Source organism: Streptomyces lincolnensis (assembly GCF_021173675.1).
Lineage (GTDB): Bacteria > Actinomycetota > Actinomycetes > Streptomycetales > Streptomycetaceae > Streptomyces > Streptomyces lincolnensis_B.
Map to the genome: position 1 here is coordinate 14,804 of NZ_JAIHON010000004.1, position 15,202 is coordinate 30,005.

General features: G+C 72.5%; 14 protein-coding genes. 12 read left to right on the top strand and 2 right to left on the bottom strand.

Annotated features, from left to right (window positions below):
* Positions 1–45: 45 nt before the first annotated feature.
* From K4B79_RS10790 to K4B79_RS10800, 3 genes are all read left to right on the top strand, one after another.
* Positions 46–654 (top strand): hypothetical protein, encoded by a 609-nt coding sequence (locus K4B79_RS10790; protein ID WP_232026272.1) that lies wholly within the window; start codon positions 46–48, stop codon positions 652–654.
* Positions 655–730: 76 nt separating this feature from the next.
* Positions 731–1,300 carry a hypothetical protein gene (locus tag K4B79_RS10795; protein WP_232026273.1) on the top strand — a complete coding sequence of 190 codons (570 nt, stop codon included), beginning with the start codon at positions 731–733 and terminating at the stop codon, positions 1,298–1,300.
* A gap of 164 nt (positions 1,301–1,464) precedes the next feature.
* Positions 1,465–1,860: a hypothetical protein gene (locus tag K4B79_RS10800; RefSeq protein ID WP_232026274.1), complete on the top strand. Its 396-nt coding sequence runs from the start codon at positions 1,465–1,467 to the stop codon at positions 1,858–1,860.
* Positions 1,861–1,923: 63 nt separating this feature from the next.
* Here K4B79_RS10800 and K4B79_RS10805 read toward each other — a convergent pair whose 3' ends face one another.
* On the bottom strand, positions 1,924–4,608 hold the full coding sequence (locus K4B79_RS10805) for an N-acetylmuramoyl-L-alanine amidase (RefSeq protein WP_232026275.1): 2,685 nt from the start codon (positions 4,606–4,608) through the stop codon (positions 1,924–1,926).
* Positions 4,609–4,883: 275 nt separating this feature from the next.
* Here K4B79_RS10805 and K4B79_RS10810 point away from each other — a divergent pair, with 275 nt between their 5' ends.
* The 3 genes from K4B79_RS10810 to K4B79_RS10820 all read left to right on the top strand — a co-directional run bounded on the left by K4B79_RS10810 (position 4,884) and on the right by K4B79_RS10820 (position 6,764).
* Positions 4,884–5,501, top strand: coding sequence for an RNA polymerase sigma factor (locus K4B79_RS10810; protein ID WP_232026276.1), 618 nt, complete (start codon positions 4,884–4,886; stop codon positions 5,499–5,501).
* On the top strand, positions 5,498–5,779 hold the full coding sequence (locus K4B79_RS10815; RefSeq protein ID WP_232026277.1) for a hypothetical protein: 282 nt from the start codon (positions 5,498–5,500) through the stop codon (positions 5,777–5,779). The genes K4B79_RS10810 and K4B79_RS10815 overlap by 4 nt, the downstream gene beginning before the upstream one ends.
* Positions 5,780–5,903: 124 nt before the next feature.
* Positions 5,904–6,764: a hypothetical protein gene (locus K4B79_RS10820; RefSeq protein ID WP_232026278.1), complete on the top strand. Its 861-nt coding sequence runs from the start codon at positions 5,904–5,906 to the stop codon at positions 6,762–6,764.
* A gap of 110 nt (positions 6,765–6,874) precedes the next feature.
* Here K4B79_RS10820 and K4B79_RS10825 read toward each other — a convergent pair whose 3' ends face one another.
* Complete coding sequence (locus K4B79_RS10825; RefSeq protein ID WP_232026279.1) at positions 6,875–7,495, bottom strand: TetR family transcriptional regulator; 621 nt, start codon at positions 7,493–7,495, stop codon at positions 6,875–6,877.
* Positions 7,496–7,617: 122 nt separating this feature from the next.
* Here K4B79_RS10825 and K4B79_RS10830 point away from each other — a divergent pair, with 122 nt between their 5' ends.
* From K4B79_RS10830 to cysD, 6 genes are all read left to right on the top strand, one after another.
* A complete protein-coding gene (locus K4B79_RS10830) occupies positions 7,618–8,304 on the top strand; it encodes an LmeA family phospholipid-binding protein (RefSeq protein WP_232026280.1) in 687 nt (228 codons plus the stop codon).
* A gap of 60 nt (positions 8,305–8,364) precedes the next feature.
* Entirely contained in the window at positions 8,365–10,803 is a 2,439-nt protein-coding gene (locus tag K4B79_RS10835) for an MMPL family transporter (protein ID WP_232026281.1), read from the top strand.
* A gap of 369 nt (positions 10,804–11,172) precedes the next feature.
* A complete protein-coding gene (locus K4B79_RS10840) occupies positions 11,173–12,258 on the top strand; it encodes a type III polyketide synthase (RefSeq protein ID WP_232026282.1) in 1,086 nt (361 codons plus the stop codon).
* A gap of 261 nt (positions 12,259–12,519) precedes the next feature.
* Positions 12,520–13,689 (top strand): sulfotransferase family protein, encoded by a 1,170-nt coding sequence (locus K4B79_RS10845; RefSeq protein WP_232026283.1) that lies wholly within the window; start codon positions 12,520–12,522, stop codon positions 13,687–13,689.
* Positions 13,686–14,234: an adenylyl-sulfate kinase gene (gene cysC / locus K4B79_RS10850; protein WP_232026284.1), complete on the top strand. Its 549-nt coding sequence runs from the start codon at positions 13,686–13,688 to the stop codon at positions 14,232–14,234. The genes K4B79_RS10845 and cysC overlap by 4 nt, the downstream gene beginning before the upstream one ends.
* A complete protein-coding gene (gene cysD / locus K4B79_RS10855; protein ID WP_232026285.1) occupies positions 14,231–15,157 on the top strand; it encodes a sulfate adenylyltransferase subunit CysD in 927 nt (308 codons plus the stop codon). The genes cysC and cysD overlap by 4 nt, the downstream gene beginning before the upstream one ends.
* The last annotated feature ends 45 nt before the right edge of the window (positions 15,158–15,202 follow it).

A 15,202-nucleotide genomic window follows, 5' to 3' on the forward strand; every position in this document is an offset into this window, starting at 1 on the left:
AGCTGCACTGCGTCGCACCGAGCAGCAGGGGGAATCGGGACGGTCATGGGTTTCTGGGGATATTTCGTCGTGGGCCGCGCCGAGCGGCCCCTCGCGGAACTGAAGACGCTGCCGAACGCGGCGGGCATGGTCCTGCGCGTGTCGGCGCCGGACGGGTGGCAGGTCTGGGAGTACCAGGGCGAGGGCGACGTGGGGAAGATGAGCGCGCTCGCCGAGCGGACCGGCTCGCCCGCGCTCTTCGGGTACGTCATGGACAGCGCGTCGGTGGTCGTGGAGGCGGCGGGGCCGCGGAGCGGGGTGTGGACGGCCTGTCTGGCCCGCACCGCGATGGCCGCGCACCTCGGCGTCGACACGGGCGACGACGACGACGGCGGCGATAGCGGCGAGGTTGACGAGGGGGGTGTGGACGAGGGCGCCGAGGAGGACGCCGAGGGTGTGGTGGACACCGAGGAACGGCCCGTCCTGGAGGACTACTTCCTCCACCCCCGCGACGCCGCCGAGCGGGCCGTCGCCTGGGCCGCCGAGGCCGGGCACGTGGTGGCCGCCGGGCCGGTGCTCGACGTGCTGTTCGCCGACCCCGACACCGGCGCGGGCGAGTTGGCCGAAAACCTGTTCTTCCGCCTGCTCGACCGGCTCGGCGTGGTGCCCCTGTGACACTCCCGGCCCGTCGCGCGCAGTAAGGGGAAGTGCGGGCTCCGTTAGGGAGGACCGTTCGGCGAGGGAGGCGTGGATGAGCCTGGTGGAACTGATCGGTCAGGCCGACGAACGCGGACTGGCCGCCAGCGGGTTGGCTTGTTTGGACCGGTGCCTGCCTCTGCTGGGGGCGGACGACGAACTGCTGCGGCCGCTGTGGGCCGGGCTCGCGGAGGACGGGTACGCCGGCCGGTGGGGCGAGCTCTGGGAGCAGGTGCGGAGCAAGGCCGGCGACGCCGGTACCAGTGGCGACGAGGAGGCCGTGCTGCTCGCCCGCCGTATGCTCGCCGCCGCCCCCGCCGAGCCGTCCGCGGCCGAGGTGCGGGTGTGGGCGGACGCCTGCTCCGTGGCCTCGCTCCGGATCCACCGGCTCCTGGAGGTCGCGGCTCCCCGCGAGGCGGACACTTCCTCGGTCGACGCGCGCCGGGAAGGCCGTACGGAAGGAATGTCGCCGCTCGTCTCCGCCGAACTGCGGCGGCAGATCGTCGTCCTGGAGTTGCTCGCCGAGCACGGCGTGGGCGGGCTGCGCCGGGTGCTGGAGGTGTCGACGGAGGGGCGGCGGGTGCTGCGCGCGGTGGTGTCGCGCCGGGCGCGTGGGCGGGGCTGACCGCGCCGGACGCCACCCTTCGGAACGCTTCGGACGTGGGTAAACCCCTGTTTCCGGGCGAGTCCTGTGACCGTCGTGCGGGGGAGGTGGGGCAGTCCTGCACCGGTCCCGGAAACACCCGGAATCGGGGTGACGAAACGCCGTCCCGTGACGCTTTCCGGGATGTGACGACTCAGCAGGAGACCAGGCCCTCGGCTGCGACCAAGCCGGTGCGATGGGCGGCGGACGCGGTGACGGCGCTGCGCGAGGGGGCGCGGCTGCGCCTCGACTACTCGGCGCAGAGTCTGTGGCGCCTGGACCGGATGATCGACGACATACGCCGGGAACGACCGCCGTACGCCGCCGTGGCGGAGGTGCTGCGCGGATTCGGGGCCTACGGCGGCGAGGTGATCGTCCGGCAGACCGGCGCCGAGTGGCTGGCGACCGGCGGCGAGCACTGGATCCGTACCCCCGACGGGCGGATGTGGGACCCGATCGACGAGGCGCGGCGGTGCTTCGCCGGGGACGGGTCGCTGCGGCTGCTGTGCCGGGACGCGACGGAGGCGGCGAACGGGTTCTGACGGGCGAGAACACGAAAGGACGAGGGCGCCGCTCCTGAGGCACCCTCGTCCTTCGGCGTGTTCCTACGGCGTCAGCGTCTGGCCGAGGCGGCCGTCCGTCGGGGTGCCGAGGGTGGACCTGCTGTAGATGACGGAGTCGCCGTAGCCGAGGCCGGTGCTGTTGCTCGGCAGGTACAGCAGGATGCCGTCCGTGCCGTCCTCGCCGTCGGCGCCGAACGTCAGGTCCGCGCGGCCGTAACCGGACAGGTCGGTCAGGGACACCGCCGAACCGAACCGGTCGCCGGTCTCGGTGGCGCCGGGGACGGTGGAGGTGTCCTGGGAGACGCCGATCGAGCCGGAGCCGGTGAGGCCGGAGGCGCTGCCCCTGACGAGGATCGCGTTGCCTGCGTCCGCGCGGTTGGCGCCGTCGCGGGCGAGGTCCTCGCCGGGGGCGCCGGCCAGGGCGTCGGCGTAGCCGTCGGCGTTGTGGTCGCCGACGGAGACCGAGGTGCCGAGGGCGTCGCCGGACTCGTTGCCGCCCGGGACGTACGCCGTGTCCTGGTGGATCACGGTCATGCCGGTGGTGGTGAAGCCGGTGGAGGTGCCCGGCACCATGGTGATCTGGCCGCCGGACTTCCCGCCGGACTCGGAGGCGACCGGCTGGCCGATGACGATGTCGTCGTAGCCGTTGCCGTTGACGTCGCCCGCGGCGATCGAGCGGCCGCCCCGGACGGAGATCACGCCGACCTTGGCCAGGCCGGTCGAGGAGCCCGCGAAGCGGACCACGCGGCCGATGCCGCCGGTGTCGCGGTAGTTGAGGGCGACGTCGGCGTAGCCGTCCCGGTTGAAGTCGCCGGTCGCGGCGTCGACGTAGGCGAGTGAGCCGGTGGCCGAGGTGAGCTTGCCGTAGGTGTACCTGGTGCTGCTCAGGCGGACGTTCCAGGTGCCGCCGCGGCCCGCGCCGGCCGAGAAGACGTCCGCCTTGCCGTCGCCGTTGAAGTCGCCGACGGTGACGGCGGAGCCGAGCTTGGCGCCCGCGGCCGTGACGCCCGAGGTGTTGTAGGAGAAGCCGGTGGCGAGGGCCGGGCCGTACATCACCGTGACCGCGCCGCGGTCGGCGTTGCCGCTGGTGTCGTCCTCGCCGGGGGCGCCGATCGCGAGGTCGGCGTGGCCGTCGCCGTTGACGTCGCCCCAGGCGGTCGAGGAGCCGAAGCCGTCACCGGTCTCGGAGGAGCCGGGGACGCCCGGACTGTTCTGGGTGAGCGACACCTTCGCCGCCGGGACCGGGCCGTCGACGCCGCCGGGGATCACCTTGACCGTGTTGGCCTTCGGCACGCCCGCGACCAGGTCGGACATGCCGTCCCGGTTGTAGTCGGAGGTGGCCAGGGCGTGCGAGATGCCCGGGGTCTTCGCGAGCGCGGCGATCAGGGGGAGCTTGGGGTAGAGGTTCTTGCCGGGGCAGGCGGTGGCGTTGGTGTCGCGGTGGCCGAAGACGCGCGGCAGGGTGACCGACTGGCCCTTGGCGATCTTGTTACCGTCGACGCCCGCGTCCACGCCGGAGGTCAGCGTGACCTTGCCCGTCGGGTCGATGCCGTACATCCCGAACTTCCAGGCGACGATCCGCGCCATCGCGTCGAGCGCGGCGCGGCTGGGCTGCGCGGACTCGTAGTTGCCGAGGTACGAGATGCCGAGCGTGTTGGTGTTGAAGCCGACGTCGTGCGCGCCGGTCACCGGCAGGTCCGTGCCGCCGCTGCGGCCCTCGAAGATCTGCCCGCACCGGTCGACGACGAAGTTGTAGCCGATGTCGTAGTAGCCGCGGGAGAAGTGCTCCTGCTGGATGGAGCGCATCCGGGCCCGGGACTCGGCGCAGGACAGCGTGTTGTCGCTGGTCGTGCCGGTGTGGTGGATGACGGCGGCCTTGATCTCGGTGCCGTAGCCGGGGGTGCCGTCGTAGTCCGTGGAGGCACCCCACTCGGCCTGCGTGATGATCGGCGGCTTGACGACCGTCGAGGGGCGGGGGGCGGGGACGGTCGGGGTCGGGGACGGGGTCGTGGAGGGCGTCGGGGAGGTGGACACCGTCGGGGACGCCGTGGCTGTGGGGGTGGGCGTGGGCGTCGCCGGGGGCGTCGGGGTGGGGGATTCCGTGGCGGGCGCCGACGTGGAGGTGGAGTCCGTGGGGGTCGCCGTCGGTGTGCCCGTCTCCTCCGCGTACGCCGCCGGCTCCAGGCCCTCGGTGGGGTGCGGGTCGGTGCCCGGGTCCAGGAGCTTGACGTCCATGCCGGCCGGCTGGCCGCCCGCCTCGGTGCCGTCGGCCTTCACGAGGCGGACCTCGACGCCGTCGGAGTCGCCGGTCCACAGCGAGGCGGTGCCGCCGCGCACGGCCGCGCGCTCGCCCTCGGCGCCGTCGGCCTGGTTCGGCTCGTGCTCCAGCTTCTGCCAGCCGGACCACTTGCCCGTCTCCAGGTCCCGGGTGCGCACCTCGGGGGTGCCCTTGGCGTCGGCCTGGGGATCGTTCCAGGTCAGCAGCACCGCGCTGAAGCGCTCGGTGGCCCGGCGGTCCAGCGCCCGGCGGCCCGAACCCTCGCTCTTGAGCTTCAGGGTGTGGATCGACGGCTTGCGGCCCCGCTCCCCGGCGTCGGTCTGCGCGGACGGATCCGCCATGGCGTACGTCACGATGCCCGCGCCGCTCAGGACGACGGCACCTGCCGTCAGCCAGGCTCTTCGCCCCGGGCTCAACGGCTTGTACGCATGGGTCTTGCGAGGACTCACTACCCCACCCCTGGAAATCGGTCACAGAAAACCCACCTGTCCCACAGGTGGCACTCACACAGCGCACAGAGGCGCGCGATTGTCACCGGTGACGTTTTCGGGGCCGTGTGCGCTGGGGTGAACGACCGGTGTGAGACCGGCGGGGCCGGAGAGATGGCTGACGAGCAGTGACACTTCTGTGGGATCCGACGCTGATGACCGTGGGGGCGGAGGCACCGGCGGCGCAGCCGCACGACGCGGCTCCGCCACGGACTCGGTACGGACGAGGACAGTTCTTGGGCCAGGGAGGCGAACCCCGCCGCGCGCAGGCGTACGACGGGGAACTGGGCGCGGCCGTCGCGCGGGCCCAGCAGGGTGACGAGACCGCCTTCGCGGTCGCCTACCGGATCGTGCAGCCCGGACTGCTGGGTTATCTGCGCGGGATCGTCGGCGACGACGCCGAGGACGTGGCCTCCGACGCCTGGCTGGAGATCGCCCGCGACCTCGGCCGTTTCAAGGGCGACGGCGCCGGGTTCCGGGGCTGGAGCGCGACCATCGCCCGGCACCGGGCCCTGGACCACCTGCGCCGGCAGAAGGTACGGCCCCGGCCGACCACGCTCGAACAGGACGTCCTGGACCTGCCCGGGCCCGGCAGTACCCACGACGAGGCGCTGGAGTCCATGTCCACGGAGTACGCCCTCGAACTGGTCCGCGGTCTGCCGCGCGACCAGGCCGAGGCCGTGCTGCTGCGTGTCGTCGTCGGCCTGGACGGCCCCGCCGCCGCGCGCGTCCTCGGCAAGCGGCCCGGCGCGGTACGCACCGCCGCCTACCGGGGACTGAAGCGGCTCGCCCGGCAGCTGGGCACCGAGGGTGTGACGGATGACAGCCCCCGGACGCTGGGGGAGTCGACATGACCGACGGCACGGGCGACGGCATCGGCGGCATGGGCGGCGGCGTGGGCGGCATGGACGGTGCGGGCCGCGCGCACGGCGTGAGGCAGGTCACGGGGGGCGGACAGCGCGGCAACGGATACGACGCCGCGATCGGCGGTGGCACGGGCGGCAGGGGCGGTTGGGGCGGCACGCGCGGCACGGCGGGCGCCGGCCGCCGGGCGCGGCACCGAGCGTCGGTCGGGCCGGCCGGGTCGATCGGGTCGTACAGGGACGGACAGGGACGGACAGGGCATGGGTGAGCGGCAGAAGGGCGACGGGGTCCGCGGCCGTCGGCGTGTGCACCCGGGGCACCCCGGCGGTGCGGCGGAACCCGCTGTATTCGGCCCCCAGGGGACCGGACGCCCTGATACCGGTTCGGTCGGTGTGCACACCGTGGAGGCCCTCCTCGGCGCCGCCCTCCTGGTCGAGCAGGTCGACTCCGAGGCGGAGCAGCGGGCCGTGGCGGCTTTCCGTGCCGCGCGGGACGCGGGTCCGCACCGGGCGGCCCGTACCCGGCGCCGGGACGACTGGCGGCCCCGTGAGCGGCGTGCCTCCCGCTCGCTGCGGACCACCCTCTCCGTGGTGCTGGCGAGCCTCACCCTGGGCGGCGTCGCGTTCGCCGCGATCGGCACCTCGCAGCCCGCCGCGGGCGGCACCGACGACGACCGTGGCCGTCCGCACCCCTCGACGAGCGGCTCGGACCGGTCGGACGGCTCGCCCGTCCCGGGCTCCGGCGCCACCGCCGTACCGTCGGACCGGCCGGTGACGGCGAAGGACCTGCTGGCCCACTGCCGGGCCTACGAGAAGGTCGCGGGCGACGGCAACGCCCTCGACGCGACCGCCTGGCGGCGACTGGTCACGGCGGCGGGCGGCGGGGCGAAGGTCACCGCCTACTGCGCCGAGCGGCTGAAGGACACGGCGGCGGCCGAGAAGGACGCGGGCAGGCCGGACTCACCCGGCAAGGAGCCCGGAACCAACGGCGGCACGGGCGACGGGCAGAACAAGAGGTCCAGCGGCGGCGGCCAGTCCTCCGGCTCCTCCGACAGGACGGGGCAGACCGGTCAGAGCGATCAGACCGGCCAGGGCGACCAGACGGGTACGACAGGTACGACGGGCGAGGGCGGTACGACGGGCCGGACCGGCACCACGGGCGGATCGGGCGAGTCGGGTCAGACGGGTCAGTCGGGTCAGACCGCCGACAGGGCCGACCAGCCTGCCGACGAGGGCAAGGAAAGCAAGAACTAGCCACGAAGCCGGACCCGGCGAACCCAGTGGACTGGATGCTCCTGGGCGGGCGGACCCGCGCGCGGCGGCTGGTCGATCTGCTGACCGGTGCCTCCGGCGACTGACGGGTCTCATGCCTCCCGGAGGTACGCGAACGCCGTGTGCAGCAGCTCGTGCGCCACGGCCGGGGTGCGTTCCTTCTCCGGCAGGCCGGCGTACGCGAACAGGGCGGAGCGCATCGCGCCGACGGCGGCCCTTGCCAGCACGGCCGCCCGCAGCGGCGTGGCCGCATCGGGGTCGTGCTCGGTGAGCCGTTCCCGCAGGGCCTCGGCGAGACCGTCCTCGAACTGGCTCAGCACCGGCAGGAACTGACGCACCGGCTGGCCGGGAAAGCGCTGCGGCGGCCCGCTGAACATCAGGCCGGGGCCGCCGTCGGCGATGAGGTCGAAACAGGCGCCCAGGACGGCGGTGTAGGGGTCCTCGTCGGGCGGCCGGGCGACGACGTGGGCCCGCATGACCGGGATGAGATCCAGGACCTCGTCCAGGACCAGGTCCTCCTTGGAGGGGAAGTAGCGGAAGAAGGTCCGCTCGGTGACCCCGGCCGCCGCCGCGATGTCCCGCACGGTGGTCTGCGGGTAGCCACGCTCCTCGAACATGCGGTGGGCGGCCTCCTGGAGGGCCTTGCGCGTGGCCGCCTTGTGCGCCTCGCGACGCCCGTGCGGCTCCGAGGAGGGAGTGTCGAGGGTTGCCATGGCGGGAGTATCGCAGGCGGAAAACCGACGGTACAGATTCTGTCAGTCATGACATCTTCTGTATTCTGTCAGTCATGACACTTTTTCGGAGGGGGCGGAAGGTGCGGATGTTCCGCGGGCGCTTGTCCCGCAGAACCCGCCTGATCACCCTGGGCGTGGTCGGGGCCGTGCTGGCCGGCGGGGGGATCGTCGAGGCGGTGGCGCGTCACCAGGCGGCCGACCGGCTCGCGGACCGTATGGAGGAGCGCCTGCACACCGGTCTCGACGTGGGCCTGGGCCCGACACCGGTGATGCTGCAGCTCGCTCGTGGGACCTTTCCCCGGGTGGAGGTCTCCGGCGAGGGCGCGACCTTCCGCCGGTTCACCGGGGTTGACCTGCACGCCGAGCTCGCCGACGTGGTACGCACCGGCGACGGACTGTCGGTGGCCGACACCCGGGTGAGCGCCGAACTGACGGACGCCGCGCTCGCCGGAGCCGTCGCCACGATGACCGAGGGGGCGATGGGCGGCGCGGCGGTGACCACCGCGCCGGAATCCGGCGAACTGGTCGTGCACGCCGGGCCGGCCGGGCGGATCGCCGTCGGTTTCCGGCCTGTTCTCGAGCGGGAGGGCATCCGGTTCGAGCGCACCACCGTGCGCGTCGGCGAACGCGTCGTCCCCGACGCCCTCGCCGACCAACTGCTCGGGGACACCCCACAGCGGATCGACCTGTCCGGGCTGCCCCTCGACCTGGAGCCGGAGCGGCTCGCGGTCACCGCCGAGGGGCTGCGCCTGGAACTGGCGGGAGACAGCTCGACCGTGAAGGCGTGAAGGCCTGAAGACCTGACCGTTCCCCACCGCACCTGCCACTACTGCACGAGGAGCATCTCCGTGGCGACATGGCTCTATCGGCTCGGTCTCGGCGCCCACCGCCATCGGCGGCTCGTCCTGGCGGCCTGGCTGGCCGTGCTGGCCGGCGCCGTCTGCGCACTGGTCGTCCTGGGCGGCAAGCTCGACAACGAGTTCACGATTCCCGGCTCCGAATCCCAGCAGGCGCAGGACACGATGGCCGAGGACTTCCCGGCCGCCGCCGGGACCAGCGCCCAGATCGTGTTCACCGCGCCCGAGGGAGCGAAGCTCACCGATCCGCAGGCCACGCAGGGCATCCGGCGCACGCTGGCGGCCGCGCAGGACGCCCCCCAGGTCGCCGCCGTCATCCCGCCCGACAAGGCCGGCACCGTGACCCCCGACGGGCGCACCGCGCTCGCCCAGGTCAACTACGACGTCAGCCGCTCCGATCTGGACGACGGCACGCTCGACTCCCTGGAGAAGACCACGAAGGCCGCCGAGGAGGCGGGTCTTGAGGTCTCCGTCGGCGGTCAGGCGTACGGCAACGGCGTGCTCACCCCGAGCGTCCTCGAACTGCTCGGTGTCGTGGTCGCGTTGGCGGTGCTCGCTCTCACCTTCGGCTCGCTGCTCGCCGCCGGGATGCCGCTGCTGACCGCCTTCGTCGGCGTCGGCACCGGGCTCGCCGGGCTGCTGGCGGTGTCCTCGGGGGTGACGGTGTCGTCGACCGCGCTGAGCCTCGCGCTCATGCTCGGTCTCGCCGTCGGCATCGACTACGCGCTGTTCGTGCTGTCCCGGCACCGGGCGCAGCTCGCCCAGGGGATGGACCCGCGCGAGTCCGCGGGACACGCGGTCGGCACGGCGGGCAGCGCGGTGGTCTTCGCCGGGACGACGGTCGTCATCGCGCTCGTGGGGCTGGTCGTGGTGCGTATCCCCTTCCTTACGGTCATGGGCCTGAGCGCGGCGGCGACGGTGCTCATCGCCGTCCTGGTCGCGGTGACGCTGCTACCGGCACTCTTCGGCCTCGCGGGGACACGGCTCGCGCCCCGTCCGGGGTCGCGGGCGGCACGCCGGGCGGCGGCTGCCGCGGGGACTGTTCCCACGGGGAACACCGCTGCGGGGACTGTTCCCCTGGAGAAGGCCGCCGCGAGGGCTGTTCCCTCGGGGAACACCGCCGCGGAGACCGTTCCCCCGGGGAACACCGCCGCAGCGACTGATCCCGCCGGAAACGGCGCCGCGGGCAGTGTTCCCCGAGGGAACGGCTCCGCGGCGGTTCCCCCCGAGCCCCCGGCAGGGACCGCCGGAAGCACCACGGAGACGGCCTCCCTCATGGGCCGGCGCTGGGCCCGGCTCGTCACACGGCGCCCCCTGCTCGTCGTCATCGGCACCGTCGCCGCCCTGGTGACCCTCGCGCTGCCCGCCGCCGACCTGCGGCTCGCGCTGCCCGACAACGGCACGGCGGCGCACGGGACGTCGCAGCGCGAGACGTACGACACCGTCGCCGAGGCGTTCGGGCCCGGCTTCAACGGGCCGTTGCTCGTGCTGGCCGAGGCGGACACCCAAGGGGAGGCGGGACAGCGGCAGGTGGCCGCCGTGGCGGGGCGCCTGAACGAGCTGCCGGGCGTGGTGAAGATCGGTCAGCCGCAGTACGCGCCCGGGTCCGGGCGGGCGGTGATCCAGGTCGTGCCCGAGGGCGGACCGCAGGACGAGTCCACCCAGGACCTGGTGGACGTCATCCGCGACGACGCGTCCACCCTCAAGGGGGAGACCGGCGCCGCCGTGTCCGTCACCGGTACCACGGCGATCGGGATCGACGTCTCGGACCGGCTGAGCGCGTCGCTGTTGCCGTTCGCGGCCGTGGTCGTCGGGCTCTGTCTCATCCTTCTGCTGCTGGTCTTCCGTTCACTGGTCGTGCCGGTCAAGGCGACCATCGGCTTCCTGCTGTCGGTCGGGGCGTCCTTCGGCGCGGTCGTGGCGGTGTTCCAGTGGGGCTGGCTCGCCGACGCGCTGGACGTGGCCCGGACCGGACCCGTCGTCAGCTTCCTGCCGATCGTGCTGATGGCCGTGCTCTTCGGCCTCGCGATGGACTACGAGGTCTTCCTCGTGTCCAGCATGCGGGAGGAGTGGGTGCGCACCGGCCGGGCCGAGGACGCGGTGGTCGACGGGGCCGGGCATGCCTCGCGGGTGGTGACGGCGGCGGCGCTCATCATGTTCGTCGTCTTCGCCAGCTTCGTGACGACGGAGGACGCCATCGTCAAACCCATCGCGTTCTCCCTGGCGTTCGGAGTGCTGGTGGACGCCTTCGTCGTACGGATGACCCTCGTGCCGGCGGTCCTGGCGATGGTGGGGCGCGGCGCCTGGTGGCTGCCACGCGGTCTCGACCGGGCGCTGCCCGACCTGGACATCGAGGGGGCGCGGCTGCATGAGCCGGCCCGGAAGGAGCCCACCCGGCCGTTGACCGAAATCAATGCGGGGTCTGGCTGAATTAGTCGCGCCCGACCGCGCTCGACTGAGAGGTAAAACACGGCGTCGGTCTGTCTTCCGGGTTTACCGGAAGGTGGGCCGACGTTTTTGTGCTGCTAATTGTTTCCGGCGGGGAAATTTACTCCGGAACATTTGATTCCACTAGAAACCCTGTGTTTGACTGAAGTCACCGAATCGACAACCGGTTCGAACGGGGGAGAGTCAGACCAACTCTTCTTTCACCTTTCATGCGCCCTTCCGGCGTATCTCCACTGGATAGTCTGACCTGCGCAAAGACGCCCTGGTCGGATTCATCGGCACGCACGATTCCCTCTCCCGCCGTCGGCCCCACGCGGCCAATTTCCGCTGCCCGAAAGCAAGGGAACACGCATGCATCTCGAAGAGAAAATCGCTCCTGCCCGCCGGGGTCTGCGCGCCGCTGCGCGCCCGGTCATCACCGGCTCCTCCCATTCCTTTCCGGAAACCCGGAGCAGCCAGGACGACCTGTGGCAGGAATTCTTCCTGGACCACTACGAGGGTTTCCCGCTGGCCCGCCGGATATTCGAGAATTCCGGAATCAGCTCCCGCTCCACGGCCGTGGACCCGCGCGCCGAGAAGGCGGTGTCCGGCTGGAGCACCGGACAGCGCATGGAGCGCTACATCGAGGAGGCCGTGCCCCTCGGTAAGCGCACCGTCTCCAACGCCCTGGAGTCCGCGGGCCTGGCCCCGTCGGACGTGGGCCTGCTGGCCGTGGCCTCCTGTACCGGCTACACCACGCCCGGCCTCGACCTGAGGCTCGCGGACGAGCTGGGCATGAGCAGCAAGGTGCAGCGCCTGTTCATCGGCCACATGGGCTGCTACGCGGCCGTCCCCGCACTCGGTGCCGTCTCCGACTTCGTCGCCTCGCGCGGCCGGCCGGCGGTGCTGCTGTGCCTGGAGCTGACCTCGCTGCACGTCCAGCCGCCCACCCGGGACATCGAACAGATCGTGGCGCACGCGCTGTTCGCCGACGCCGCCGCGGCGGTCGTCCTGGAGCCCGACGCCGGCTCCGGCTTCGAGGTCATCGACGTCGTCGCGGTCACCGACCACAGCACCGCCGACCACATGAGCTGGCAGATCACCGACCTCGGCTTCAAGATGGGCCTCTCGCCGAAGGTCCCCGACGTGCTCGCCCAGCACGTCGGCGAGGTGGTCCGCGACCAGCTGCTCGCCCCGCACGGGATCACGCCCGAGGAGGTCACCGGCTGGGCCGTGCACCCCGGCGGCAAGCGCATCCTGGAGGTGGTCGGCGAGCGGCTCGATCTGCCCGCGGGCGCGCTGGACGCCTCCTACGGCGTCCTCGACGAGTGCGGCAACTGCTCCTCGCCCACCGTCCTGATGGTCCTGGAGCGCCTGCCCCGCAACGACGGCCCGGTGGTCGCCCTGGCCTTCGGCCCCGGCCTCACGCTGTACGCGGCACTGCTGCGCCGGTCCTGACACCGGCCCGGCCCCGCACGGCCCCGCGGAGCCCACGTCGCGTCCCGGACCCGCCGCCCGCCGCCCGGCACGTTCTCCCACCCTCGGCTTCGCCCGAGCGGGGGACCCCCGTGACGACGTACGCCGATCCGACCGAAACGCGGCACAGGCCCTCCCTCGGCTCGCCCGAAGCACCGAAGCACCGAAGCACCTTCCAGCACAACCCACGGACGCCCGCCCACGGACGCCCACCCAAGGACGCACGGAAGGAACAGCTGCGCCATGCCCATCCCGACCTCACCGGGCCAGGTCTTCGTCACCGGCACCGGACGCTGCGGCTCGACCCTGGTCTCCGAGCTGCTGCGCGAGCACCCGCAGGTCCTCAGCCTCTCGGAGCTCTTCAACCACCTCACGGACATGTACCGGATCACCGCCCGGGTCTTCCCCGAAGGCCCCCTGACGGCCGCGGAGTTCTGGGACGTCCTGTCCTCCCGCAACGCCGTCAACCGACTGCTGACGGCCCATGGACTGGCCCCCAGGGAAGTCCTCTACCGTCCCTCCGCGGCCACCCGCTTCCAGGCCGACACCGGCATCCCGGCCGTCCTGCTGACCACGCTCCCGCACCTCACCGACACCCCCGACGAGTTGTACGACGAACTGGAGGCGGCCGTCGCCGGGTTCCCGGACGCCCGGGCCGGCGAGCACTACCACCGCCTGTTCGCCTGGCTGTGCGCCCGCTTCGGCAAGACCCTGTGGGCCGAGCGCAGCGGCGGCTCGCTGATCCTCGCCGGGCAGTTCCGCGACCACTTCCCGGACGCCCGCTATCTGCACATCGTGCGCGACGGCCGGGACACCGCGCTGTCGATGAGCCGCCACACCGGCTTCCGGATGGCGGCGGTGGTGATGGCGCTGCATCTCACCCTCGGCCACGACCCGTACGCCGAGACCCCCGGGCAGGACCTCGAACGGGACCTGGGCTTCGTACCGGACGAGCTGCTGCCGTTCCTGCCGAATCGTTTCGACGCCGAGGCCGTACGCGACTACCGGCTCCCCGTCTCGCTGTTCGGCACGTACTGGGCCGACGAGATGAAGCGCGGCATGGAGGCGATGTCCGCGCTGCCGCGGGAGAACGTGCTGCACCTCTGGTACGAGGACCTGCTCGCCGAGCCCGAGGAATCCCTGCACCGGATCGGCGAGTTCCTCGGCGCGGACTTCGTGGACACCGACTGGGAGCGCCGGAGCGCGGCCAGGGTGGGCGCGCCCTCGTCGTCCTGGCGGGACCTGCCCGACGCCGAGCGCGAGGAGCTGGAGCAGGCGTGCGACGCCGGGTTCTCCGTGCTCGCCGCACACGGCGTCGTCCGCACGACCGGCACGACGGCTTCGGCGGCTGCTTCCACGGCCGCTACGGCCCCGACGGCTGCGACGGTTTCGACGGCAAGGAGCAGCGCATGAGGACTCCGCCGACCAAAGGCGCCACGGTGTGGCTGACCGGGCTGCCCAGCTCCGGCAAGACGACCCTGGCGCAGGCCCTGGCCAGCCGTCTCACCAGGGAAGGGCATCGGGTCGAAGTGCTCGACGGCGACGAGATACGCACCTTCCTCAGCGCCGGCCTCGGCTTCACCCGCGAGGACCGGGACACCAACGTGCAGCGCATCGGCCTGGTCGCCGAGGTGCTGGCACGCAACGGCATCCTGGCGCTGGTCCCGGTGATCGCGCCGTACGCCGACAGCCGGGAGGCGGTCCGCAAGCGGCACGAGGCGAGCGGCACCCCCTATCTGGAGGTGCATGTCGCCACCCCGCTCCAGGTCTGCGCCGTACGCGATGTGAAGGGCCTGTACGCGCAGGCCCGCGCGGGGCGGCTGTCCGGGCTGACCGGTATCGACGACCCGTACGAGCCGCCGCGGTCACCGGACGCGAAGGTGGAGACCCAGCTCCAGTCCGTGGAGGAGTCGGTGCACACCGTGCACGCGCTGATGGCCGAACGGGGGCTGCTGTGACGGCGGTGGCGGCCGAGACGACGGTGGCCGCCCGTCTCGGGCACACCGACGTCCTGGAGTCGGAGGCGGCGTACATCTTCCGGGAGGTGGCCGGCGAGTTCGAGCGGCCGGTGCTGCTGTTCTCCGGCGGCAAGGACTCCGTGGTGATGCTGCACCTGGCGCTGAAGGCGTTCGCGCCGGCCCCGCCGCCGTTCGTGCTGCTGCATGTGGACACCGGGCACAACTTCCCGGAGGTGCTCGACTACCGGGACCGTGTGGTGGCCGCACATGGGCTCACCCTCCATGTGGCGTCCGTCCAGGACTACATCGACCGGGGTGTGCTGCGCGAACGTCCCGACGGCACCCGTAATCCGCTCCAGACGCTGCCTCTGCTGGAGGCGATCCGGGACGGTGGCTTCGACGCGGTGTTCGGCGGCGGGCGGCGCGACGAGGAGAAGGCCAGGGCCAAGGAGAGGGTCTTCTCGCTGCGGGACGAGTTCGGCACCTGGGACCCGCGCCGGCAGCGGCCCGAGCTGTGGCAGCTGTACAACGGCCGCCATCTGCCCGGCGAGCACGTGCGCGTCTTCCCGCTGTCCAACTGGACCGAGCTGGACGTGTGGCAGTACATCGCCCGCGAGGGCATCGAGCTGCCGTCCATCTACTTCGCGCACGAGCGGGAGGTGTTCCTGCGGTCCGGCATGTGGCTGGCGCCGGGCGCGTGGGGCGGTCCGAAGGACGGCGAGCCGGTGGAGCGGCGCCGGGTGCGCTACCGCACCGTCGGCGACATGTCCTGCACCGGCGCCGTGCTCTCCGAGGCCTCCGAGGTCGGCGAGGTGATCGTCGAGATCACCGCCTCCCGGCTCACCGAACGCGGCGCCACCCGTGCCGACGACCGGCTGTCGGAGGCCGCGATGGAGGACCGCAAACGGGAGGGGTACTTCTGACGTGACCGCCGACCTGACGACTTTCGGCCATCCCCCGCATTTCAC